23 protein-coding genes are annotated in these 22,729 nt (G+C 64.5%); 11 read left to right on the top strand and 12 right to left on the bottom strand.

Translation table 11 applies throughout. From position 1 onward, the window contains the following. Nucleotides 1-7 precede the first annotated feature (7 nt). Both AAHH99_RS15145 and AAHH99_RS15140 read right to left on the bottom strand, forming a co-directional pair. Entirely contained in the window at nucleotides 8-796 is a 789-nt protein-coding gene (locus AAHH99_RS15145) for an SDR family oxidoreductase (protein WP_418769322.1), read from the bottom strand. 121 nt (nucleotides 797-917) lie between these two features. After that, nucleotides 918-1,550: a TetR/AcrR family transcriptional regulator gene (locus tag AAHH99_RS15140; protein ID WP_064399934.1), complete on the bottom strand. Its 633-nt coding sequence runs from the start codon at nucleotides 1,548-1,550 to the stop codon at nucleotides 918-920. Nucleotides 1,551-1,589: 39 nt separating this feature from the next. Between AAHH99_RS15140 and AAHH99_RS15135 the strand changes: the two genes are divergently transcribed. Next, nucleotides 1,590-2,735 carry an ABC transporter substrate-binding protein gene (locus AAHH99_RS15135; protein WP_418769321.1) on the top strand — a complete coding sequence of 382 codons (1,146 nt, stop codon included), beginning with the start codon at nucleotides 1,590-1,592 and terminating at the stop codon, nucleotides 2,733-2,735. Nucleotides 2,736-2,774: 39 nt separating this feature from the next. Here AAHH99_RS15135 and AAHH99_RS15130 read toward each other — a convergent pair whose 3' ends face one another. Beyond that, nucleotides 2,775-3,863 carry a dihydrodipicolinate synthase gene (locus AAHH99_RS15130; protein WP_064417484.1) on the bottom strand — a complete coding sequence of 363 codons (1,089 nt, stop codon included), beginning with the start codon at nucleotides 3,861-3,863 and terminating at the stop codon, nucleotides 2,775-2,777. Nucleotides 3,864-3,988: 125 nt separating this feature from the next. Here AAHH99_RS15130 and AAHH99_RS15125 point away from each other — a divergent pair, with 125 nt between their 5' ends. After that, the gene (locus AAHH99_RS15125; protein ID WP_418769320.1) at nucleotides 3,989-5,227 is read left to right on the top strand and encodes a cytochrome P450; all 1,239 of its coding nucleotides are present in this window, start codon (nucleotides 3,989-3,991) and stop codon (nucleotides 5,225-5,227) included. A gap of 12 nt (nucleotides 5,228-5,239) precedes the next feature. After that, entirely contained in the window at nucleotides 5,240-6,292 is a 1,053-nt protein-coding gene (locus AAHH99_RS15120) for a dihydrodipicolinate reductase (RefSeq protein WP_418769319.1), read from the top strand. On the opposite strand, the gene AAHH99_RS15115 is transcribed toward AAHH99_RS15120, so the two are convergent. Continuing rightward, the gene (locus AAHH99_RS15115) at nucleotides 6,289-7,317 is read right to left on the bottom strand and encodes a dihydrodipicolinate reductase (RefSeq protein WP_418769646.1); all 1,029 of its coding nucleotides are present in this window, start codon (nucleotides 7,315-7,317) and stop codon (nucleotides 6,289-6,291) included. The two genes, AAHH99_RS15120 and AAHH99_RS15115, sit on opposite strands and share 4 nt — an antisense overlap. Before the next feature lie 160 nt (nucleotides 7,318-7,477). On the opposite strand from AAHH99_RS15115, the gene AAHH99_RS15110 reads away from it, so the two are divergent. Further along, nucleotides 7,478-8,320: an SDR family oxidoreductase gene (locus AAHH99_RS15110; protein ID WP_418769318.1), complete on the top strand. Its 843-nt coding sequence runs from the start codon at nucleotides 7,478-7,480 to the stop codon at nucleotides 8,318-8,320. Between the two features lie 25 nt (nucleotides 8,321-8,345). On the opposite strand, the gene AAHH99_RS15105 is transcribed toward AAHH99_RS15110, so the two are convergent. Genes AAHH99_RS15105 through AAHH99_RS15090 form a run of 4 tightly spaced genes read right to left on the bottom strand, consistent with a single transcriptional unit; the run spans nucleotide 8,346 to nucleotide 10,754 of the window. Further along, complete coding sequence (locus AAHH99_RS15105) at nucleotides 8,346-9,149, bottom strand: SDR family NAD(P)-dependent oxidoreductase (protein ID WP_418769317.1); 804 nt, start codon at nucleotides 9,147-9,149, stop codon at nucleotides 8,346-8,348. 13 nt (nucleotides 9,150-9,162) lie between these two features. Beyond that, nucleotides 9,163-9,921 (bottom strand): SDR family oxidoreductase, encoded by a 759-nt coding sequence (locus AAHH99_RS15100; protein WP_418769316.1) that lies wholly within the window; start codon nucleotides 9,919-9,921, stop codon nucleotides 9,163-9,165. Between the two features lie 12 nt (nucleotides 9,922-9,933). Beyond that, on the bottom strand, nucleotides 9,934-10,113 hold the full coding sequence (locus AAHH99_RS15095; RefSeq protein WP_082696766.1) for a (2Fe-2S)-binding protein: 180 nt from the start codon (nucleotides 10,111-10,113) through the stop codon (nucleotides 9,934-9,936). Further along, nucleotides 10,113-10,754 carry a hypothetical protein gene (locus AAHH99_RS15090; protein ID WP_064404808.1) on the bottom strand — a complete coding sequence of 214 codons (642 nt, stop codon included), beginning with the start codon at nucleotides 10,752-10,754 and terminating at the stop codon, nucleotides 10,113-10,115. The genes AAHH99_RS15095 and AAHH99_RS15090 overlap by 1 nt, the downstream gene beginning before the upstream one ends. 184 nt (nucleotides 10,755-10,938) lie before the next feature. Between AAHH99_RS15090 and AAHH99_RS15085 the strand changes: the two genes are divergently transcribed. The 3 genes from AAHH99_RS15085 to AAHH99_RS15075 all read left to right on the top strand — a co-directional run bounded on the left by AAHH99_RS15085 (nucleotide 10,939) and on the right by AAHH99_RS15075 (nucleotide 14,363). Continuing rightward, nucleotides 10,939-12,135 carry a cytochrome P450 gene (locus tag AAHH99_RS15085; RefSeq protein ID WP_418769315.1) on the top strand — a complete coding sequence of 399 codons (1,197 nt, stop codon included), beginning with the start codon at nucleotides 10,939-10,941 and terminating at the stop codon, nucleotides 12,133-12,135. 1 nt (nucleotide 12,136) lies between these two features. Continuing rightward, nucleotides 12,137-13,201, top strand: a complete 1,065-nt coding sequence (locus AAHH99_RS15080) for a hypothetical protein (RefSeq protein WP_418769314.1) — start codon at nucleotides 12,137-12,139, stop codon at nucleotides 13,199-13,201. 205 nt (nucleotides 13,202-13,406) lie between these two features. After that, nucleotides 13,407-14,363, top strand: a complete 957-nt coding sequence (locus AAHH99_RS15075) for a dihydrodipicolinate reductase (protein WP_418769645.1) — start codon at nucleotides 13,407-13,409, stop codon at nucleotides 14,361-14,363. Here AAHH99_RS15075 and AAHH99_RS15070 read toward each other — a convergent pair. Then, nucleotides 14,360-15,172 carry a mycofactocin-coupled SDR family oxidoreductase gene (locus AAHH99_RS15070; protein WP_418769644.1) on the bottom strand — a complete coding sequence of 271 codons (813 nt, stop codon included), beginning with the start codon at nucleotides 15,170-15,172 and terminating at the stop codon, nucleotides 14,360-14,362. The two genes, AAHH99_RS15075 and AAHH99_RS15070, sit on opposite strands and share 4 nt — an antisense overlap. 89 nt (nucleotides 15,173-15,261) lie before the next feature. Between AAHH99_RS15070 and AAHH99_RS15065 the strand changes: the two genes are divergently transcribed. Further along, nucleotides 15,262-16,044 (top strand): SDR family NAD(P)-dependent oxidoreductase, encoded by a 783-nt coding sequence (locus tag AAHH99_RS15065; RefSeq protein WP_418769313.1) that lies wholly within the window; start codon nucleotides 15,262-15,264, stop codon nucleotides 16,042-16,044. Here AAHH99_RS15065 and AAHH99_RS15060 read toward each other — a convergent pair. After that, nucleotides 16,041-17,120 carry a dihydrodipicolinate reductase gene (locus AAHH99_RS15060; protein WP_418769312.1) on the bottom strand — a complete coding sequence of 360 codons (1,080 nt, stop codon included), beginning with the start codon at nucleotides 17,118-17,120 and terminating at the stop codon, nucleotides 16,041-16,043. The genes AAHH99_RS15065 and AAHH99_RS15060 overlap by 4 nt on opposite strands. Nucleotides 17,121-17,289: 169 nt before the next feature. After that, nucleotides 17,290-18,900, bottom strand: a complete 1,611-nt coding sequence (locus AAHH99_RS15055) for a class I adenylate-forming enzyme family protein (protein WP_418769311.1) — start codon at nucleotides 18,898-18,900, stop codon at nucleotides 17,290-17,292. A 138-nt stretch (nucleotides 18,901-19,038) separates the two neighbouring features. Here AAHH99_RS15055 and AAHH99_RS15050 point away from each other — a divergent pair, with 138 nt between their 5' ends. From AAHH99_RS15050 to AAHH99_RS15040, 3 genes are all read left to right on the top strand, one after another. After that, complete coding sequence (locus AAHH99_RS15050) at nucleotides 19,039-19,569, top strand: nuclear transport factor 2 family protein (protein WP_418769643.1); 531 nt, start codon at nucleotides 19,039-19,041, stop codon at nucleotides 19,567-19,569. Nucleotides 19,570-19,641: 72 nt separating this feature from the next. After that, the gene (locus AAHH99_RS15045; protein ID WP_094287171.1) at nucleotides 19,642-20,862 is read left to right on the top strand and encodes a CoA transferase; all 1,221 of its coding nucleotides are present in this window, start codon (nucleotides 19,642-19,644) and stop codon (nucleotides 20,860-20,862) included. Then, complete coding sequence (locus tag AAHH99_RS15040; protein WP_094287173.1) at nucleotides 20,859-22,088, top strand: cytochrome P450; 1,230 nt, start codon at nucleotides 20,859-20,861, stop codon at nucleotides 22,086-22,088. Before AAHH99_RS15045 ends, AAHH99_RS15040 begins: the two co-directional genes overlap by 4 nt. Before the next feature lie 9 nt (nucleotides 22,089-22,097). Here AAHH99_RS15040 and AAHH99_RS15035 read toward each other — a convergent pair whose 3' ends face one another. Then, entirely contained in the window at nucleotides 22,098-22,664 is a 567-nt protein-coding gene (locus tag AAHH99_RS15035; RefSeq protein WP_418769310.1) for a hypothetical protein, read from the bottom strand. Nucleotides 22,665-22,729: the final 65 nt, after the last annotated feature.

Here is a 22,729-nt window from a genome sequence, read left to right as displayed (position 1 = left end):
GTGTCCTTCACCACTGTCGAAGTTCGGCCACCGCGCCCGACGGTCTGGGAGCCAATGTCAGGTATGGGATGAAACTGCTGTTTCCGCAACGAAGTACGTTGTGCACGACGTCAACGAGGTGATCGGCTTCCACCAGACCGCCCTGCATGTAGCCGTTGTCCATCCAGAACCGGATGGCGTTCTCGAGCGCCTGCGGATCCCAGGTCTTGTTGAACTCGGTCTGGGAGTCTCCCTCACCGCCGAAGCAGTCGCCGACCGCCAGGCGGGTGAAGCCGATGTTGGGGTGTTCGATCCGCCAGGCCTCGACCAGTTTGTCCAACGCTGCCTTTGATACCGCGTAGGCACCCAGCAGGGGCCATGGGGCGGAGTAGGAAGCGCTGAGCGACGAAAGGTACACCGCCGAGCCGGCGTTGGCGGCCAGGTGAGGTGCAGCCGCCGCGGTAATGAGTGAGGCGCCGGTGACGTTGGTGGCGAAGAGATTTGCCCACTGCTCGGCTGTCACCTCGGTCAGCGGGGCGAGAACACCGACGCCGGTCGTGTAAACGAGGGCGTCGAGACCACCGAATTGTTCAACGACGGCTGTCATCGCGCGTTGGCAGGCGCCCGCGTCCGTGACGTCACACGCGACGGCTACCGCACCGCTGCCCGCCTCCTTGGCGGCGTTCTCGAGGCGGTCACGACGTCGAGCGAGGAACGCAACCTTGGCGCCCTCCTTCGCGAGGCCCAGACCGATGCACCGGCCCAGACCCGCAGACGCTCCAACTACGGCGACTCGCTGTGGTGGCGCGTCTGGCATCAGGTCTCCTTCAGACGTGGGCGAAGCCACATTATCAGTTCAGTAGAAGAACAATAATCAAAAATGAAAACGCTCATTTCCATACGGTAGGCCACCATCCCGAGTCGCGAATCAACCACTGCTACCGCCTGACCACCTTGCGCGGCTCCGTAGCGAAGCTGAGCAGAAGCCGGTCGAGAATCCGTGCCGCACGACCGCGTGCTCGGCCGGGGCTCTTCGCGTGCGCCACCAGAAGCGCGCCCTCCTCGAGCGATGCGACGAGCATGTGCGTCAGTTCGGCGACGGGCAGATCGTCGATGCTGCCTTCGGCGATGGCATTGCGTACCATCTCGTTGATCAACGCGATGCTGTTGTCCTCCTGGATCGCGCGAAGTGTCCGCCAGCCCAAGACGACAGGCCCGTCGACCAGCATGATGCGCTGCACCTCGGGTTCGAGTGCAGACTCGAGAAAGCCGTGAAGACCTGCGCAGAGCCGCTCCCACGAATCCGTGCCGCGCGGCGGTGAGGACAGCGAACGCAATGTGAGGTCTCGTTCGACCTCCTCGAACACCGCGCGGAAGAGCTCGGCCTTGTCCTTGAAGTGGTGATAGAAGGCGCCGCGGGTGCCGACGCCAGAAGTCGTGACCAAGTCGCCGATGCTGGTGTTGAAGTAGCCCTTCTCGACGAACAGGACGCGACCGGCGTCGACGAGGTCACGACGGGTTTGATCTCCGCGAGCGCGTCGTTCGGATTCCGTGCCACCACGCTTGGCCATAGGGGCATCCTAGCGACATTCATTGTGTATGTTGCGGGGATGGCAGAGGAACAGGCCCGCGCATACGGTTCAGTGGCTCCGCTGAAAGTCGGTCTGCTCAACGACTATCCGACCAGGTCCAGCACCGAGGACGATACGCTGGACACGTTGCGGCTGGTGTTCGAGGAAGCGGGCTCCGCCGGGCTTGTCGACCGGCCGATCGAGGTGGTGCGGCGCGACGTCATCGGCCTGCCCAATGGCACCTACCATGCCGTCGAACGCGGTTACGACGAGCTGGTCGCCGAAGGCTGCCTGGTCATCTTCGGCCCGTACGTCTCCGATAACGCGGTGCCGCTGTCCGCGCACGCCGACCGCGTGGCCAAGGTTCCGAATCTCATCCTGTCGGGATCGGAGGAGGCGCTGGGGGAGTGGACGTTCGCGCTCAACAACGGATCGATGCCCGAGGAGCCGGTCATGCTCGCCGCGGTGATGCTCGGCGACGCAAGGTCGCGCATCGCCATCGCTTATGAGGCCTCTCTCATCGGCAAGGAGTATCTCGCGTTCGCCGAGAAGGCTTATTCCGCAGCGGGATTGAAGGTCGTGGCCACGGCGGCCATCCCTCAGGTCGAAGCGGACAAGGAGGCGGTGGTCGCCCAACTGCGGGCGGCCGGTCCCGATGCGCTGGTGCACGTCGGTTTCGGCCACGGGTTGTGGGGCTTTTCGGACGCCTTGGAGAGTGCCGGCTGGGATCCGCCGCGCTACACCACGACGGCGTTCGAGATGGCGCACATCAACGCCGAGTGGATGCATCACCTGCGCGGCTGGATCGGTCTTGACAGCTACGACGAGCGAAACCGCGTCGGTCAGGCCTTCCTCGACCGGTTCGAGTCGCGCTACGGCCGCCGACCGGCGCACTCGATGCCGGGCCTGTGCCACGACGTCGCGACCGTGATCGCCCGCGGCTTGGCGGCTGCGAGGCCGCTGACCGGCGAAGGTGTCAAGCACGGAATCGAGCAGGTGAAGCTCGTCCCCTCGGCGAGTGGAGCCCCGGGGACGTTCCTCCGGTTCGGCCGTTACATCAGGCAGGGTTGGCTGGGCTCCGATTACCTGATCGCGCGCCGAGTGCTACCGGACGGAAGCGGACACGTATTCCACGCGGCGCCGAGCGACAACATCGCACGCGCGGTGAGCGCCTGCCGAGACTGAGCTTGTGCGCGACGAAGGCGCGAATATGTCTGCAGAAGCTCAGTTTCGACGCTGGCTGCCCAGCTGGATCGCACCGAACACCGGTGCCGTGACGATCCCCGGCGGCTGGGCCCTCACGTAAGGGATCGCCCGGACCGCGCCCATCGCGATCATCAGATGCCCCGGTTGCGCGTGCTGCCCGTTGGGCACCTTGCCGTCCCAGCCGACGTCGAGCGCGAGCTCGAAACTCGGTTCGCCCTTGATGACGGCGCGGATCAGCGGCGCCTTCTCTCCCGGGGCAAGCGGCGTGAGCCCCCATTGGGGCAGATCCCGCGTGAGGACCCATTCCTCGTGGATGGCCAGCAGCGGGCGGCCTGACCAGTGTCCGACCCATGAGAACCGTTGGCCGACGACCGTTCCCGCCTCGATAGTGCCCGCCGTCACCTCGAGGTCGTGCGGAAGCGTGGTGGCATCAACGGAGACCTCGACGTGCGACAGCGTGACGCCGAGAACGTCGGCGGTGGCGTTGAGCGCCTGACGGTACGCCATGTCGAGCTTCTTGATGATCGGCGAGTCGACGCTGACGTCCTCGGGCGCTCGGCCCATACCCATCAGGTCGACGAGCATGGGTCGGCTGTCGACTGCCGAGACATCGGTCGCTTCGTAGAGGTCGATTCGATCGATTGACTTGCTCAGCCCCGTCACGGTCGCCACCAGGCGTTCGAACATGAATCCCGGGTTCTCTCCCGCGGCGTGGAAGCGGGACTGTCCCGCCCGGGATGCTTCGACGAAAGCGGCCTCGGTCTCGGCGCCGTAGGTCGGCAGGTGGTTGTAGGACGTCGTCGTGATGACGTCGGTGCCCGCCGCAAGCAGTCGGCAGATGTCGTCGGCGTTGGTGTCAACGGCATGGGCCTTGCTGGCGGCATGGATGACGACGTCGGCGCCGAGTCCGAAGATCTCGTCCTTGTCCGTGGTAGCGAGGACGCCGGTGGTCGCCGGAAGGCCGCACAGCGACCCGGCGTCCTGTCCAGCCTTCGCCGGGTCGTACACCAGCACGCCGGCCAATTGAAAATCAGGGTTCTCAATGAGTTCGGCGAGCGCAGCGCGACCGACGGCGCCCGTGGCCCATTGGACGACTCGAGTTACCAATCGATCGCTCCTGGTGTGCTTTTCGCTGAGGCTATGGCTTCACTCCGGCCAAACGTACATGATGGAGGTCGGCAACCACCAGGGTGTATGTTGATAGCGGCCGATCCGCAGTGAGGAGTCGTCGCATGTTCGAGCCGGCGAGCGTCGAAGATCTCGAGCAGAGCATTCGAGACGCTCAAGACAAATTCAACGCAGGCATGGGCGCCGACGGTGATGCCACGCCGTACCCCTTCCTCAAGGAGCTGCGGGCACAGGCGCCCGTGCATACCGGGTGGCCCGAGATGGGCATGATCGGCAATTCGGAAGACGGCCCGCCGACCTTCACGGCGTACACGTTCGACACCGTCAAGGCGATCTTCACCGACAACATCACCTTCAGCACCCGGTGTTACGAGGACGTGGTACGGCCACTTCAGGGCCCCACCATCCTCGAGATGCAGGACCCCGAACACGCGATTTACCGCAAGCTGCACGAGTTCGCCTTCGCTCGCTCATCGATGAAGCGTTGGGATACCGAACTCGTCGGCCCGCTGGTGGACCAGACCATCGCGAAGATCAAGGCCGCCAAGCGGGCCGACCTGGTCGACGCTGTGTTCATGCCGATTCCGGTGCGGGTGATCGCTGCCCTGTTGGGTTTGCCCGATTCCGATGTGCTGCATTTCCACCGACTCGCGATCGACCTGCTGGGCTTCCGCGCCGACATGGACCGCGCGATGCGGGCGTCGGCGACGATGAAGGAGTACTTCGTCGGGATTCTGGCCGAGAAGCGGAAAGCGCCCAGGGATGACATGGTGTCGATCCTCGCGGGTGCGGAGATCAACGGCGTCAAGATGTCCGACGAACAGATCTACGGTTTCATGCGCAACCTACTGCCCGCGGGCGCCGAGACCACGTCCCGCTCGACTGCCAGCCTGGCCTACGCATTGCTTACCCATCCTGATCAGCTCGACGCGGTGCGCGCCGACCGCAGCCTGCTGCCGCAGGCGATCGAGGAAGGCATTCGCTGGGAAACCCCGCTGCTCAATTTCATGCGCGAGGTCACCCGCGACACCGAGATCGGCGGGGTTCACGTACCCGAGGGTGCGACGATGATGCTCAGTCTCGGCAGCGCGAACCACGACGAAACGCGGTGGAATGAACCGGAGAAGTTCGACATTTTCCGGGAACGCAAGCCGCACATCGGGTTCGCGCACGGGGCCCATGTCTGCCTGGGCATGCATCTGGCTCGGCTCGAGACCACGAAGATCTTCAACGCCTTGTTCGACGAATTGCCCGGACTCCGGCTCGATCCCGACGCGCCGGCGCCCTACATCACCGGAACGATGTTCCGGTCGCCCCCTCGCCTCGACGTCGTGTGGAATTGAGGGAGCACCCGTATGACGCGAGTGGTTCAGTGGTCGACCGGCGTCACCGGAATGATGGCGCTTCGCCACATCCTCGGCCGGCCGGATCTCTCTGTCGTCGGTGTTCGGGTCTACGATCCGGCGAAAGCCGGTGTCGACGCGGGCACGTTGTGCGGTGCCGGTGAGGCCGGAGTGGTCACCAGCGACGACCGCGACGCCATCATCGCCACCGATGCCGACGTCGTGCTCTACATGGGCAAGGTCGAGACCGACACCCCGGGCTGCTTCGCCGATGTCTGTGACCTGCTCGCTTCTGGTAAGAATGTTGTCGCCACGGGTAGCAGGTTCGTCCATCCGCGCTCGCTGCACGAATCGCTGGCCGATAACATCGAAAACGCCTGTGAGACAGGTCAATCCTCGTTCCTCGGGGTGGGCCTGTACCCCGGTTTCTTCGGCGAGTCGATCGCGCCCCTCCTGTCGCGGCTCACCCAGCAGACGAACCGGATCACAGTCCGCGAAGTGCTCAACTATTCCACCTACGCCAGTCACGACCTGGTCTTCAATGCCATGGGTTTCGGGCACGCACCCGACGACACCACCCCGCTGCTCGCGAACGCCGAGTATGCGGCGAGCGCATGGATCGGCAGCGCGACGGTGCTCGCTCAGGCGCTCGGATTGCGCATTCGGTCGGTCGAGGGCTTCCGTGAGGTCGTGACGACGCCGCGCGCGTTGACCGTCGCCGCGGGCGAGATCCCCTCGGGCACCGTCGGTGCCATGCGGTTCGGCGTGGTCGTCGACTGCGGCGAGACCACGCTATCGGTCGAGCATCTCACCCGCATGGCTGACGATCTGGCCCCGCACTGGCCGAACGAGATTGGATACGATCTGGCCTTCGAAGGTGAGCCGAACATGCGAATACACCTCGAAATCGGTTCTCCCGGTGAAAATCACACCGAACAGGGGTGCTTGGCCACCGCGATGCATGCAATCAACGCCATACCCACGGTCGTCGCGGCTGAGCCGGGGCTTTATGACCTGTCGGACATCGCGCCGTTTGTCGCGCACTGGACCAACCGCAGCGACTAGCTGTCGCGCCTGTTTCCAAATCCTGTGAAGCTACGGATGAGTGGCAGGTCCGCCATCGTCGCGAAACCCGCCGGGGCCGCGCAGACCGCCGGGATGGCATTGACGACCTGCATCGCCACCGTGATGAGACCGGCGCGGACGTGCTCTGAGATCGATGCCTCGCGCGAGAAGCTGGCCAGCGGAAAGAAGTGCGTACGCATGGACGGGTCACCCTCGATGGTCAGTGTCCAGCCATCGAGCGGTTGCGGCCAGTGGTCGGGATATTCACCGCCGACGGTCCACAGCGTTTCGAATTCGATCAGCGGCTCACCGCGGCGATGGCCGATGAAATTCCACCGCTGTCCGGCCGTGCTGCCCTGCCGCACCACGTGATCGAAGACCTGGAGGTCCTTGCTCGCAGGCACCGTTTCCAGGGACACCGAGACGCCGTCGATGTCGGCATTCAAGCTGTCGGAGATGAACCAGGTCTGCTCGACGAACAGCTTCGTCAGAAAACTCAGGTAACTGTTGGCGGTGGGGGTCACCTCATCAACCGGTCGGCCGAACCACATTCCATCGAAAGTGATTTCGGTGCTCTCCCACAGCGTCCAATCAGCTCTCTCCTGCAGGGTCAGGCGCTCGATTGTGCGGCTCATGCCCGACAGCGCCAGCGGCAGCACGCCGGACAGATTGCCCGGGTTGAGGCCACTGCCGTGGATGGTGCTGTTGCCCTTCTCACACGCCGCCAGAAGCTTGTCCCTGTCGGTCTCGGGAATGCGCCGAGGATGGAACAGAAATGACGGCGTTGCCACATTCTTGCCGCTCTCGAGCAGCGCACAGACATCGTCGAGATCGGTGAAAGACGGCGCGTACAACACGAGATCGGCGTCCAGCGCGAGGATGGCGGCGACATCGGTGGTGGCGGTGACCCCGATGGGAGCTCTGTTGACGAGCGTCCCGATGTCGACCCCGTTCTTGGCGTCGGAATACACGCGGGCTCCGACCAACTCGAGGTCGGGGCGGTGATCGAGGATGGTGGTGATCATCTCGGAGCCGACGGAGCCGGTTGCCCACTGAATGATGCGCAATGGGCGAGCACCGGCGGTCATGGGGCGGCCCCGTTCGAAACCGTCACGGTGCGACAGTACACCGGTGATAACGTAGGTTCTCACAATCGGTAAATGAAATTCTCGACAGGAGCGTGCCGTGGACGATGTGCTGAGGTACCGGGGCAAGTCGGTGGTCGTAACGGGTGCGGCGTCGGGCATGGGTCAGGCGACCGCGCAAATCCTCGTCGATCTCGGTGCGACGGTCACCGCCCTGGACATCAAGCCGACCACCGTTCCCGTCGCCCGCGCGCTACAGATCGATCTACGCGACGCAAGGAGCATCGAAGAGGTCGCGGCTTCCATCGACGGCCCCGTCGACGGGCTCTTCAGCTGTGCCGGGCTGCCCGGTCCGCCTTTCAGCGAATGGGACACGATTCTGGTCAACTTCGTCGGGGCGCGTCACCTCGCCGAGCAGCTCGTGCCGAAGATGCCCGAGGGGTCGGCCATCAGCGTGATTTCGTCGTCGGCCGCGATCGGCTGGCAGGACCACATCAAGGTCATCGCCGGGCTGCTCGAGACCAGGGGGTTCGAGGCCGCCGTCGAATGGCTGACCGCCAACGAGAAGTTGTGGTCGTGGAGCGGCTATGCCTACTCGAAGTACATCATCGATGCATGGGTGGGCTGGTGGTATCCCGAACTCGGCCGCCGCGGCATCCGCATCAACTGCATCAACCCGGGCCCCACCGAGACGGCGATGATGCCGGCCTTCCAGGATCTGATGGGCAAGGAGACCGTCGATCAGGCGGTCGGACCGATCGGACGGTATTCGACTGCCGAGGAACAAGCCTGGCCGCTGGTCTGTCTCGGCAGCCCGCGGTTCAGTTATGTCGGCGGTGAGGTGCTGTGGACCGACGGCGGTTGGAATGGCGCCATGACGATGGGCCGGCACCAGGCGCAGTGGGCCGACACGGCCGCCGCAGAGATGTCGAAGAACAGCTGATCGTCCTGCAAAGGCGCTCGCATGTTCAGATGAAGTCCGAGCCGCCATCGACGTTTACCGTGGCACCGGTGACATAGCCGTTGCGGCGCGATGCCAGATAAGTTGCTGCCGAGGCGATTTCCTCCGGTAGCCCAGCCCGCCCGAGGTCACAGGGGTGCCCGTAGGTCCGCTCCACCCACGTCATCACATCGTGCGGATCCGCGGAGTTGAGTCCGTCGGCGGCGAGCACATCCTGCAGAATCTCGGTGAAGCTCGCGGTCACGATGGTTCCCGGGCATACGCAGTTGACGAGTATGCCCTCGGGGCCAAGGCTTTTCGAGAGATTTTTGGTAAAGCTCGACAAGGCGGCCTTCGCTGCGGTGTAGGCGACGAGTCGCGGACTTTGACGCTGGATCGAGTGCGCGGACAGGGTGACGATGCGGGCCCACTCGGCGGCGCGCAGCATCGGGAGCGCTGCCCGCACTGACCGGACCGCGGCCATCGTGCCCAGGTCGAAAGCGGCGTGCCAGTCGTCGTCATCGAGCTCCTCGAAGGCACCCGCGTCCGGTCCCACCGTGTGCACGAGCACGTTGAGGCGACCCCAGCTGTCGTTGACGTAGGCGAATCCCGCTGCGATCGACTTCGCGTCGGACATGTCGACGCTCAGTGCGAGCACCTCGGGCGCACCGGCGTTGCGGATCCGCTCGGTGGCTGCTTCGAGACCCTGTCGACCGCGCGCCATGATCGCCACCGACGCCCCTTCGGCGCCCAACGTTTCGGCGATCGCCAGTCCCATCCCCTTACTGCCGCCGGTGACGACTGCGGTCGCCCCTTCGAAGCCCAAATCCATTGACGGATCCCTTCTATCGGCCTGTGCTCAGGCGGGGGGCGAGATGTACGATGTCGCTCACGACCGTGGGGTTGGCGCGAGACATGGCGATCAACGACAGCATGGCGTTGGCCACGTCGTTGACGGCGGACATCTTCGCCGGAATTTGACCCTCCTGTGCCCAGGCCCGGTACAGATCGGCCAGTAGGTCGCGGTCCGCCCCGCGGAGGATCTCAGTGCCGTCCGTCGGGCCGACGCTGACACGGATGACGGCCAGTTCCGGATGCTCGGCGCGCCATGATCGCAGGATTTCGTCCAGAGCGGCCTTGCTGGCGTGGTAGGCCGCGACGCCCGCGCGTGGCCTACCGACATCGTGACTGGACGCAACGAGCACGACCGCGTCGTCGGCAAGGTGGGGCAGCGCTGCACGCAGCGCATGCGATGCGCCTACCGCGTTGACGGCGTAGGCGTGCAGCCACGTCGTGACGTCGGTCTCCTCGATCAACGCGAACGGCACCACGGCGCTGGTGAACACCACCGCATCGAGCTGGCCGAACGTCGTGGCCACCTCGTCGACGACCCGCTCGATCGCGCGTGGATCGGAGACGTCGAGTTCGTGCGCGGAACCGTCGAGTTCTTCTGCCAACCCGGACAGGAGCTCGACCCGTCTGGCCGCGAGCGCGACACGGGCGCCCCTGGTGCGAGCCGCCCGCGCAAGCGCGTGACCGATGCCCGAGGATGCGCCGATCACGAGCATCCGCGCGCCCTCGATATTGGAGTGTCGATCGCTCATGCCGTGCTTCTCCTACCTGACTTGAGTTTCCGCGTCCGCGGATTTGATGATCGAGCGGATCGTTCGTCGGCACCTGCCACAGTCCGATCCGGCACCGCACGCGTCGGACACCTGCCGCGACGTCCTGGCGCCTGAGGCGACGGCATCGGCGACCGCCTCGATCGTTATGCCGAGACACAGGCACACATACATCAGTGCAGATCCGTTCCGGCGGTCTCGGCCAGTCGCATGGCGTGGACGAACCGTCCGACGAATACGGGCGGATAGGCGCCGACGCCGGCGGAGGTCAGCCACTCCGAAGCGATGTCGGAGTCCGCAACCCACTGCAACGCGGTACGGGCCGTCGCAAGCTGATGAAGGAAGAGCACTTCGCGAGGGGTGTCGAAGGCGCGGTACACGAGTGTTCGGCGAATCCCTGAACGGGCGAAGTCGGCGAGTGATTCGCGCACGTGAGCCATGAAGACCTCGACGTTCTGGACCCGGGTGACGGCGGCAACCACCACCTCGGTACCCGGCTCGGGGGGCTCGCCGAGGTCGAAGCGTTCGACGACTTCGCCGGCGAAGACGGCGGGAAGGTCGTCGATGCCGACCGCGTCGAACCAGTCGAAGAAGTACGGGGAGCGGAGGAGGTCGAGCAGCGGCCGCTCGGTTCGGATCCCGATGACGACCAGGACCTTCCCGGGGTCGACCACCGACTCGTACACGAACGCATAGCGCGCGCCGAGATCGCGAAGACTTTCTTCGTGCTGCGCGAGCACCGGTCCCACGCGCTCGGATTCGGCGATCCGGAACTCGACGGCGAAGATGAAGCTGCGTACGGCGGCCGGAGCCATTGCCGCCTCCTTCGATTCCGTTCTAAGCAGGTGCACCCACGTCACGCGATGCGAGAATTCATATTCTCATACGGGCGTTTGTGGCGGTAGGCGGCAGTGACGCGGGCGCTCGGCGGTGCCCACCGTGAGGCCGGGCCGGGAGAAATCCGCCAAAACGGCCACCGGTAACGCCTATTCTCAGGGTGTGACCTACAGGGTGAAGGTTGAGCCGTACTACGACCCGTTCGACTTCGACATCGACGACGATCCCTACCCCGTATGGAAAAGGCTGCGCGACGAAGCGCCGCTCTACCGCAACGACAAATACGGTTTTTACGCGCTGAGCAGGCACACCGACGTCGCCCGCGAGCTGACCAACTGGCAGGATTACCGCTCGGGCAAAGGCACCACCATCGACATCATCCTCAACGGCGTCGAGGTACCGCCGGGCATCATCCTGTTCGAGGACCCTCCGATCCACGACTTTCATCGCCGCCTGTTGTCGGGTGTGTTCACGCCCCGGCGCATGGCTGCTGTCGAACCGTTGGCGCGAGAGTTCTGCCGGCGCGCCTTGGAGCCACTCGAGACCGCCGAGACGTTCGACTTCATCGCCGACCTCGGAGCGTGGATGCCGATGCGCACCATCGGATATCTGCTGGGCATACCGGAGGACAAGCAGATCGCCATCCGTCAGAACACCGACCGGCTTCTCGAACTCAAAGACGGCGAACTGGTCGATGCGGCCGACGACATGCTGACGCGACAAGGCTCGATGCTGGAGGAGTTCATCGATTGGCGTTACGACCACCCATCAGACGATCTGATGACCGAACTGGTCAACGCCGAGATCGAGGAACGTGACGGTGGCCGCAGGCGGTTGACTCGCGGAGAGGTGTTGACCTACGCCGGAACACTCGTCGGCGCAGGAAACGAAACGACGACGCGGCTGATCGGCTTTGCCGGCCAACTGCTTTCCGACCACCCCGACCAACGGCGTGAATTAGCAGAAGATTTCAGTCTCATCCCCGCGGCGATCGAAGAGGTGCTGCGCTACGAGGCGCCATCGCCTGTGCAGGCACGACATGTCGCTCGTGATGTCGAATTCTATGGTCAGACAGTCGCCGAGGGCTCGGTGATGCTGCTGATCAACGGTTCGGCGAACCGGGACGAGCGACAGTACCCGGACGCGGACCGGTTCGACATCCACCGGCAGGCAGCTCATTTGTCATTCGGTCGCGGTATTCACTTCTGCCTCGGCGCCGCGCTCGCGCGGATGCAAGCGCGGGTCGCGCTCGAGGAGGTGCTGAAGCGATGGCCCGACTGGGAGGTCGATTACGCTGCGGCCAAACGCGCTCACACCTCCAGCGTCAGAGGGTGGTCCACGCTTCCCGTGGCGGTGTGAGGTGACCAATACCGTTGATCGGACGCCGAACTCCGCTTCGGCAGAACCGGCCGAAGCGCACTTCTCCCCGTGGCCCGCCAGGATCGGGTGGTCGCTGTTCGTCATCGCATACCTGGCGTTCGCCATGGTGACGATCGCGAACATTCAGACAGGTCTGCACGGGGACCCGAAGAAAGCGAACCCGAATCCCGGCCCCGACCCGTATCCGCCGTTCCTCGGCTTCGACAACTGGCCGCTGGCCGTCTCCATCAGCTCGATCCCGTTGGCGATCGGTCTGATCGCCGTCCTGGTGTGGTTGTCGTGGCGGCAGCAAAAGGTGCACTGGGCGGTCATCATCGCGTTCGCCGGCCTGATCACCGGAGCGCTGGATCCACTCGCGAACTGGGCGACGTTCGCGATATTCGATCCGCGCATGTTGCACTTCCCGCTGTCCTGGCCGTACGTGAACATCTCACCGAATCTCGAACCGGCGCTGGCGTTCCTGGGCGGCTACGCCGCTTACTATCTGCTGAATGGTCTGGGGTTCTTGAAGCTGCACGACAGGCTCTTGGATCCGCTGATACGCCGCATCGGCTGGTTGGCGCCGCGCAGACTGCTGCGGGTGTTCATCGGTGCGACGATCATCGCCGTCCCGATCAACGGGCTCATCCAGTTCACCTGGATGAGAGCCGGGATTTTCTACTACACTGAGGCGGTCGGGCCGGTGCTGCACATCGGACACATCCACTTTCCCCTGATCATGGCGGTGTACGACGCCCCGATTTTCGCCATGGTCGCCGTGATGTGCGTGCGGGACGAGAGTGGCGGACTGGTGTTGATCAACCGCCTCGCGCGCTGGATGCCGGCGAGGCGGGGGCGTCCGAAGGTGACGCTGACTCGGCAGTTGTTGGTGTCTGTGACGGTGGGCCTGGTGTCGTTCGCTGTGCCGCTGGCCGTGCTGTCCGGGCTGCGGGAGGCAGGTCTGTCGCGGCCATCCTTCGATCAGAACCCCTACCCGGATGTCAACCTGTACGACCCATACGGTCATCTCGAGGAAGCCGGCAAGCCGGGACCGTTCTACCGCTGACTGACCTGTCCCAGGTCAGTCCCACGATGACGAGAACTGTTGCCCTGCAGGGGCGAGGAGGGAGAGAACCGTGACCGACTGTCGTCGCTATCGAGTCGTCCACGTCGGCACCGGGTTGACCGGCAGGGAGGCGTTGCGCGCGGTCATCGGGGACCCGTCGCTCGATCTCGTCGGGGTGAAGGTGTCGACACCTGAAAAGGCCGGGATGGACGCAGGAGAACTGTGCGGTGCACCGCCGGTCGGAGTACGTGCGACCGACGACCTCTCAGCTGTTCTCGCGCTGAAACCCGACTGCGTGACGTATTGCGCGACCGCGGTCCGACGCGAAGAAGAGGCGATCGCGGACATCGCGACGTACCTCAGCGCCGGGGTCAACGTGGTGACGTTCTCGCTGATCCCGATGATCTATCCCCCGGCCGCACCCGCGCAATGGAAAGAAGATCTGGAAAAAGCGGTCGCTGAGGGTGATTCAACGTTCTATGCCACCGGTAGCGAGCCGGGGTTCATCAGCCTGAACATCCCCACGGCTCTGCTGACCGGAGCGGGTCGAGTCGACTCGTATCGGATGGACGAATACGCGGTCGACCTCGACAAGGCATACCCGATATGGGACGTCCTACATGAGTCGATGGGATTCGGTAAGCCCGACGGCCATGTGCCGGTTCGAATCGCGTCGGGGAAGGTCAACAAGGACTGGAGCACGGTGGTGACCTACATCGCCGACATCCTCGGATTCGAACTCGATGGGATTGAGCTGGACTGGGAGACGCTGCTCGCACCGACCGATCTTGCGACCGCGCTCGGTGTCATCCCGGAGGGGACGATCTGTGCGCACCGGTGGCAGCTCGCCGGGATCGTCAGGGGCCGCCCTGCCGTCGCGGTTCAATACTTCGCGACGGTCAGCAGCACGCCGTGGCCCGATCGTTGGCCCAAGCCGGCGTGCGAAGGCCAAGGTGGAATGGTGTTCCGCGTCAACGGCAATCCGAACATGAACCTCGAACTGCACCTCGAGCAGTCGGAGGACGACCGAGTGAATCCCGGTGTCGCGGCGACGGCGCTCGCGGCGGTGAACGCCATTCCGAGCGTGGTCGAAGCCCCGCCTGGCGTGATCGCCAGCCCCCTGTCTGGGCCGGCGGTCGTCACCCGGCAGTCCAGCGCTTAGCTGCCCGTCACGCCGACGTCCACCGGAATGGCGGCGGCCGTGACAAATCTCGCCTCGTCAGATGCCAACCACGCGACCGCACTGGCGATGTCCTCGGACGTGGTGATCGCGTCCGGCAGGAGTTGCTTTGTGAACCCGGGACGCAGCGCCGGATTCGACTGCGCCGCCTTGGCCATCGCCTCGACCATCCGACCGCTTCCCATCGGCGTCGCCACCGAGCCGGGGTGCAAGCTGTTGACTCGGATGTGGTACTTGCCGAGTTCGGCCGCGAACGAACGGGCTAGCGCCGTGACCGCGTGCTTACTAGCCGTGTAGGCGATCATGAACGGCTCTACCGTGAGGCCGGCCGCCGAGCTGACGAGGACGATCGAGCCACCTCGCCCAGCAGCGATGATGTGCTTGGCCCCCGCCATCACCGTGTTCCAGGTACCGACGATGTTGATGTCGATGGTGTCCTGAAAGTCACGTGGCGACACGTGATCCCACGCGGCCGGCACACAGATTCCCGCGTTGGCAACGATGACATCGAGTCGCCCGAGCTCGGCGACCGCGTTGTCGACAGCGGTACAGAGACCGTCGTGGTCTCGGGTGTCGACGACCGCCGTCACGGCCCGCCGGCCACTGGTTTTCACCCTCTCCGCCGTCTCGGCCAGATCCTCGGGCGTGGCGGAATCGTAGGGGACACTCGGTGGTAGCGGGCCGGCGATGTCAACGAGAATGACGTCGGCGCCATCGGTGCTGAGCCTTTCGGCATGAGCGCGTCCCTGTCCGCGGGCCGCCCCGGTGATGAGCGCGACCTTGTCGGTCATGTCTGGCACACGCGAACGCTACCGCACCTGAGAATTTGGATTAACGGTTTTGGAGAGCGTCCGTTGCGTAAGTGATAGCTTCTCCGATCATGGGTGTGCTCGACGGTCAGACGGCGTTCGTTCTCGGTGCATCGGCGGGGATCGCCCAGGCCTCAGCCAGACTGCTGGCGATCGACGGAGCGACGTTGTACCTGCTGGGGCGATCCATGAAGCGGCTGGAGTCGACGCGTGACCGGATCCATGAGGCCGCGCCGGACGCGGAGATTGTGCTGCACAAGGGGGATCCCGAAGACGAAGACACCGTGAGATCGGCGGCACAGTCCGCCCACGATGTCCACGGTCGGTTGAACATCGTCATCGGCACGGTGGCCAGTGGCGGCACGGGGCCGCTCGTCGAACAGGACCTCGAAACCTTCACGAATTTCGTGATGGGAAACCTGCGTTCAAACTTTCTGGCGTTGCGCTATTCGGCTCCGCTGATGACGGACGGCGGCTCGATCGTGTTCATCTCGTCGACATCCGCCAAGATTCCGATGGAGGGGCTGGGGCACTACTCGGCGGGCAAGGCCGCGCTCGAGATGTTCATTCGTGTCGCGGCCTCAGAACTGGGCCCGCGCGGCATCCGAGTCAACGCGGTACGTCCGGGTCTGACAGAAGCGGCCACCACTCAGGGCTACATCCACCTCGAGGAGTTGACGAGCAGCTTCCTGGAACGGGTACCGCTGGGCAGGCTGGGTGTCTCCGATGACATCGCTCCCGGCGTGCGCTACCTGGCTGGACCGGAATCCGGCTGGATGACGGGGCAGAGCTTCGCGATCGACGGAGGCAACGAGGTGCGCGGCGCACCCCGCGGACCGATGTTCACGGTCTAACCGAAGTCCAGCGCGTTGCGGGGAGCCGTGATCGGCAGATCCAGCGACGTGGCGATTCCCGGCGCCGCGTCGACGACGTAGGGGATGGCGTTGACGACCCGCATGGCCGTCGCCTCCATCGCGTTGGCGTTGGCCGATTCTGGCGTGTCCTCGGTGCCGAGGCTCAGGTCGCACCGGATGTGGGGTTGGCCGTCGATGATGAGCCGGTAGGTGCCGTTGGGCGCCGATGCCCACTCGGGTGCCAGGTCGGGCGCCATCCGATTGATGTGCTCGATCGTGATCACGGGGTGGCCGTCGACAATGCCGGTGGTCTCGGCCCGCACCGCGCCGCAGGTTCCCGCGGGAATGGTTCCACACGCGACATGTAGATCTCGCGGGGTGGCCACCCGCTCGTAGGACTCGGTGACCTTCTCGAGCTCGACGCCGAGAGCCTTGGCTACCAGTCCGATCGGCGGTCCCCAAGCGAACTGTTGGGCACCGTCGAGTTCGAGGAGCGGCGTGAAATCGAGCGGTTTGCCGAAGCCCATCGCATCGATCATGAGGTCCCGGTTGGGGTATGCCGAGTAGTCGAAGATCTCCTGCGCCCGAATGGACCGGATGGTGTTCGACAGCGTGCTCAGCAGGACCGCGAGTTGGTCCCCGGCGAAACCGGGCTCGATACCCGACGTGTAGATCGTCGCGCCTCCCGACAACGCTGCCGCGCGCACCTGATCGGCCAGCTGCGGAATCCACCTGTCGGGGAACATCATTCCCGGGGTATTGGTAGTCACCACGTTCAGCCCGGCAGCGAGCAGACGAACGTAGTCGCGCACCGCGGCGGCGTCCATCTCCGGGCTGGCCGCGCCATAGACCACGCAATCGGGCTTGGCGGCGATGATGTCGTCGAGATCACCGGTCGTGATCACTCCGATCGGGCCCAACCCGACGATCTCGCCGACGTCGCGCCCGACCTTCTCTGCACTGTGTACCCACACCCCGACCAAGTCAAGATGCGGCCGTCGGACAATCGCACGGATCGACAGGCTGCTGATCCAGCCGGTGGATATAACGGCGACCCGTAATGGTTCGTCAGTCAACGGCTGCACTCCTTCTGTATCCCAGAGCGGGGATCGGGGAGGTGGCCCGGTTCCAATGCCACGTCGCGAATGTACCCGAGCGAGAATGCAAGTTTCCGGAAATGGGCGACCGCCTTCGCAGCGAGAGGGTGCCGCACGTCATCAAGGCCGAACACGGACCCTGCCGCGCTCACCTCTCTGAGAGGAGATCACTGAGCTGCTTGGCGAGGTCCGACTTCTTGACCTTGCCCGTGGCAGTGAACGGCAGCGCCTCTTTGTCGGTGACCCAAATGAACTTCGGGACCTTGTATGCCGACAGGCGGCTGCGGACATCTGCCCGCAGAGCCTCGGCATCCAGCTGCGCGTCGCCGTGCGGAACCACCGCCGCGGCCACGATCGTTCCGTTGTGGCCGTCCTCGGCACCGACGACATATGCCTCGAGAACGCCGTCGCAATCGGATAGGGCCGATTCCACCTCTCCCGGTGTGACGTTGGTTCCGCCACTGGTTTTGATCAGGTCGCCCAACCGCCCGGTGAACGTGATCCAGCCGTCGTCGTACTGGACTCCACAGTCGCCCGTTCGGTAGTAGCCGTCGGGAGTGAACACGTCCTCCCGCTCCCGCTTGTACAGCCGCTGCATGAGCGAGTAGCCACGCACCCAGATCTCGCCATCGCTGCCCGGGGGAACAGGGTCTCCCGTCTCTGGGTCGACGAGAACATGCGACAACCCCTCGATCGAATAGCCACCCGTCACCGAGCGATCGGCCGGCTGCGGTGGATAAGGGTCGACGCCGATGTGGTTGCCGCACAGTTCGGTCATCCCCAGCGCATTGGGTCCCTTGGGCCGGCGTTCGGGGGGCACCATGGCGGGCATGCTGGTGCGCTGCACCGAGCGCAGGTCGCGCCGCGCGAAATCCGGGTGCTCGGCCAGCGACTTGCCTTGCTGCGGCCAACCGAGCGTGATGGTCGCGCGATGACGCTCGATCAACTCCAGCGCGTCAGCGGCGTCGAACGCCGGTTGGGTCACCAGCGTCGCACCGTGGTGGATCACCGCATGGATGCCGGTGATCAAACCACCAACCCAGAAGAACGGCATCGCCGTGAACATCACCGTGGTGTTTGTGACGCCGTAGTCGAAGGTCAGGTTGTACGTATGGCGCACCAACGTGCCGTGCGTGTGCACAGGGCCTTTCGGGTCTCCGGTGCTGCCCGAGGTGTAGATGATCATCGCGTCGTCGGCCGGCGTCACGCACGCCTCGACCTCGGCCAAAAAGTCCGCATCGTATCTCCCGCCGGTGCCGACCGGTAACGTCGTCGCCCACGGCCGGTCGCAGCGTCCCCACACCGCGATCGTGCGCAGAAACGGCGCGTTCGACACGGCCAGCCTGCCAGGACTGCCCTGGTCGGCGAGGCCGGGTAGCGCCTCCTCGAGGCGGTCGAGGAAGCTGTGGCCACGGAAGCTCGACTGCGCGAGGATCGCGCGCAGATCGGCGTGCCGGGCGGTCCATGCCAGCTCAGACGCCTTGTAGAACGTGTTCAGCGGCACCGCAACCGCGCCGATACGCGTGATCGCGAACCAGGCGACCGCCCAGTCGACGCTGTTGGGCATCAGGATGCCGACATGGTCGCCCTTCCCGAAGCCCTCGTCGAGCAGCGCCGTCGCCAACCGCGCGGACTGCTGGTCCAGGTCGGAGTAGGTCAGCGTCTGACCATCCGAGACGAGAAACGGCTTGTCTCCGAACCGCGCCGCAGACGACCTGACAAGGGCGGGAATCGTTGGCGTGAGTGTCGGAAAGGGCACGAGGTGAAGTCCTTAGCAATCCTGCGCTCGAACGGGCTGGCCTCAACAGGATAGCCATCCTCACCGGAGAAACGAGAATATCGGTTCTCGCGCGATGTCCCTGGCCATTAGACTCCGGCCATGTCGATGTCCGACCGGGTGGATCGACTCGAGTCCAGCATCGAGATCACCCAATTGCCCAGCCGCTACGCCATGGCTCTCGATGCGCGAGATCTCGATGCCCTGGTGGCGTTGTTTGTGGACGACGTCCACGCCGGGTCGCACGGCACCGGTAGAGCGGCGCTCAGGCAGTGGTACGACGAGGTGCTTCGCAGGTTCTATCGCAGCATCCACCTGATCTGCGGGCATGCATTCGATTTCGCCGATCCTGACCATGCAACGGGGTCGACCTACTGTCGGGCCGAGCATGAGGACGGCGACGGGTGGTATGTCATCACGATGCGTTACGACGACGTCTACGAGCGTCGCGATGGTGTCTGGTACTTCGTCAAACGACGCGAGCATCCCTGGTACTCCGTCGACGTGACCGAGCGGCCCGGGCCGGAATTCATCCGGTGGCCCACCGATGTACCGCTGCGCGCTCAGATGCCACACCGCATGCCAACCTGGCGGGCATTCTGGGACAGCGGTGATCCGACGCTTCCCGAGCGCCTGTCCCGGCGGCCGTAGCGCTCACGGAGGCCTCACGATAGTGTGATTCTCAAATCTGAAAATGCCCGTTAACGCTTGTAGGAGGACCACATTTCCGTCGATAACGTGCTCAGCGGAGTTCGGGTGCTCGAGGTCGCCGCATGGACATTCGTGCCGTCGGCAGGTGCGGTGCTCGCCGAGTGGGGTGCCGAAGTCATCAAGGTCGAGCCGCGTGACGGCGGTGATCCACAGCGTGGGCTCGTCACCATGGGGATCGTCGACGAAGGTGGTGGCGCGGTCAACTACATGATCGAGATCCCGAATCGCGGCAAGAAATCGATCGGTGTAGATCTGAGCACGCCGGGTGGTCGGGAGGTGGTGCACGCACTGGCGAAGACCTGCGATGTGTTTCTGACCAGCTATCTGCCGGATCGCCGCCGGAAGTTCGGCATCGACGTCGACGACATCCGGGGAGTCAATCCGAGCATCGTGTACGTGCGGGGATCGGGTCACGGCCCCAAGGGCCCGGACGCCGACAAGCCGGGTTACGACGGTGTCTCCTACTGGGCGCGCGGTGGCATCGCCACCGTCCTGACCGAGGACGCCGATGAGCTCGTACGCTCACGTCCTGCTTTCGGCGATCTCCTCGGCGGAATGACGATCGCCGGCGGTATCGCCGCGGCGCTCTACAAGAAGGCGACGACCGGCGAGGGATCGGTGGTGGACGTATCCCTACTCGGGCTTGCAGCCTGGAATCTCAGCCCGGACGTGGCGGTGAGCCAAATTCACGGCGGCAGCGCGATTCCCAAGTTCGGACACGCGGATGCCCCCAACCCGCTGGTGGGGACGTACCGCACCAAGGACGGCCGTTACGTCCAGCTGATGATGCTGCAACTTGACAAGTTCTACGCCGAAGCGATGCGCGTGATCGGGCTTCCGGAACTGATCGATGACCCGCGATTCGCCGACCCCGCATCAAGGTTCGAGAACCGGGTCAGCCTCATCGCCCTGCTCGACAAGGCGTTCGCCGAGCGCACGCTTGCGCAATGGCGGGAGACTCTGGCAGTGCTCTCGGGCGCGTGGGGCATTGTGCAGACCCCAGGTGAACTCTGCGACGATCCCGCCGTCACAGCCAACGGATATGTGGCCCATACCCAGACGGTAAACGGCGTGCCGTTCGCGCTCCCCACCAATCCCGTTCAGTTCAACGAGCGGTCGGTTACTCCCGGTGGCGCGCCCGAGCACGGTCAGCACACCGAGGAAATCCTCATGGACGCCGGAATTGAGTGGGACACCATCGAAGAACTCAAGGATTCCGGAGCGATCCTGTGAATGCGCCCTCGAGCGAGGTCGATGGACGGCCCGTCGAATTCGACCCGTTCTCGCAAGACTTCTTCGACGGCGCGTACGACACCTACCGCCGCCTGCGCGACGAGGCGCCGGTCTATTACAGCAAGAAGTGGGACTTCTGGGCGCTGACGCGGTACGACGACGTGGCACCCGCCACGAAGGACCACGAGACCTTCTCGTCGGCCAAGGGCGCCACTCTCGACATGGTCAAGGCTCACGACGACGCCATCCCGGTGCCGAAGGTGATCATCTCGATGGATCCACCGGAGCATCAAAAGATGCGGCGACTGGTCAGCAACGTCTTCACCCCCCGTGCGATCGCCGCGCTGGAAGACATGGTCCGCGCGAAGGTTTACGAACGCATCGAAGCGCTTGATCCGGAGCAGTTCGACGTCGTCGCTGACTTCTCGGCGCTGTTTCCGAACGAGGTCATCACGACCATGCTCGGCGTGCCGAAGGAAGACCGCGACCAGATCCGCCGGTGGCTGGATCTCCTTCTCGAACGTCGTCCCGGTGAGATCGCCGTTCCCAGAGAGGGCTACGAAGCCTCGATGAACACCGGGCTCTACTATTACGACCTCGTACAGCAGCGTCGGGCAACACCACAGGACGACATGATCAGCCGTCTCATCGAGACGGAGATCGAGCGCGACGGAGTGGTCGAAAAGCTCACCGACGTCGACATCACGGGATTCGCCACGATGCTCGGCGGCGCCGGCGCGGAAACGGTCACCAAGCTGGTGGGAAACGCGATGGTCGCATTCGCCGACTTTCCCGATCAGTGGCGGAAACTTCGCACAGACCGCAGCAGGATTCCCGCGGCGGTCGAGGAACTACTGCGATACGAAGCGCCATCGCAATACCAGGTTCGCACGGCGACACGCGATATCGACTATTACGGCACCACGATCCCGAAAGATGCAGCCGTGTTGCTCGTGACGGGATCTGCCCTGCGCGACGAGCGGATGTTCACCGATCCGGACCGAGTGAACATCGACCGCGAACGCAAGATGGGCTTCAACCTCGCCTTCGGTTACGGCATACACAGCTGTCTGGGAGCGGCATTGGCGCGCATGGAAAGCCGCATCGCGTTCGAGGCGCTGCTCGACCTGCTGCCCGAGTATGAGGTCGACCGCGACGGTCTCCGGCGGGTGGCGATGTCAAACGTGTGCGGTTACTCGAATGTCCCTGTGCGCAGGACGCGCTGAGGCGGTCCATCAGTCCGGAAGCGCCGGTTCGACTGCGGTGAGACGGTCGAGTCGACCGCTGAACGCTTCGTTGTTCGACAAAGGTGCGTCTGTACCCACCGCTTTGAGCGCATGGTGCTTGAAGGCGTACGCGGCGGAGCTGAGGCGGTGTTTGATTTCGGCCGCGGAAGCGGGTGCGGCAGGCCAGGTTCCGCCCCATGCCGCCACGTCGGCACCGTACCGCCGCGTGGCATCAGCGATGAAGCGGCGCACTCCGCGATGCTGGTGGTACATCGCCGCGGCAAACACGACTGCGTCCGGGCGATGCGATTCGATATCGAAGGTGGGCGGCAGGGCATGGCCTGTGGCACCGAGGATTTGCAGTGCCTGTGCATGGGCTTGCGTCTCGAGGTAGATCGCTACGCGCCAGCCCGCGCGTAGGGCGTCGACGACGAGTCCGCCTGCCGCCGATACCGCGTCCGCCGTATCCGGCGCGAGGACGACGAGCCTGTAGGGCGCTGCGTGATCCCGATCCGGCGGGTGCCCCGTCCGTTTCGACGTCGGCATCGGCGTTGCTGTCGCCACGGTTGGTTTCACTCGGACCCTCCTCGTGCGCGCTGCCAGAAGGCAACATATCGCTTATGAGAATACGCATTCTCAGT

Source organism: Mycobacterium neumannii (genome assembly GCF_048452905.1).
Classification (GTDB): Bacteria; Actinomycetota; Actinomycetes; order Mycobacteriales; family Mycobacteriaceae; genus Mycobacterium; species Mycobacterium neumannii_B.
This window is presented reverse-complemented; position numbering and strand designations above follow the sequence as displayed.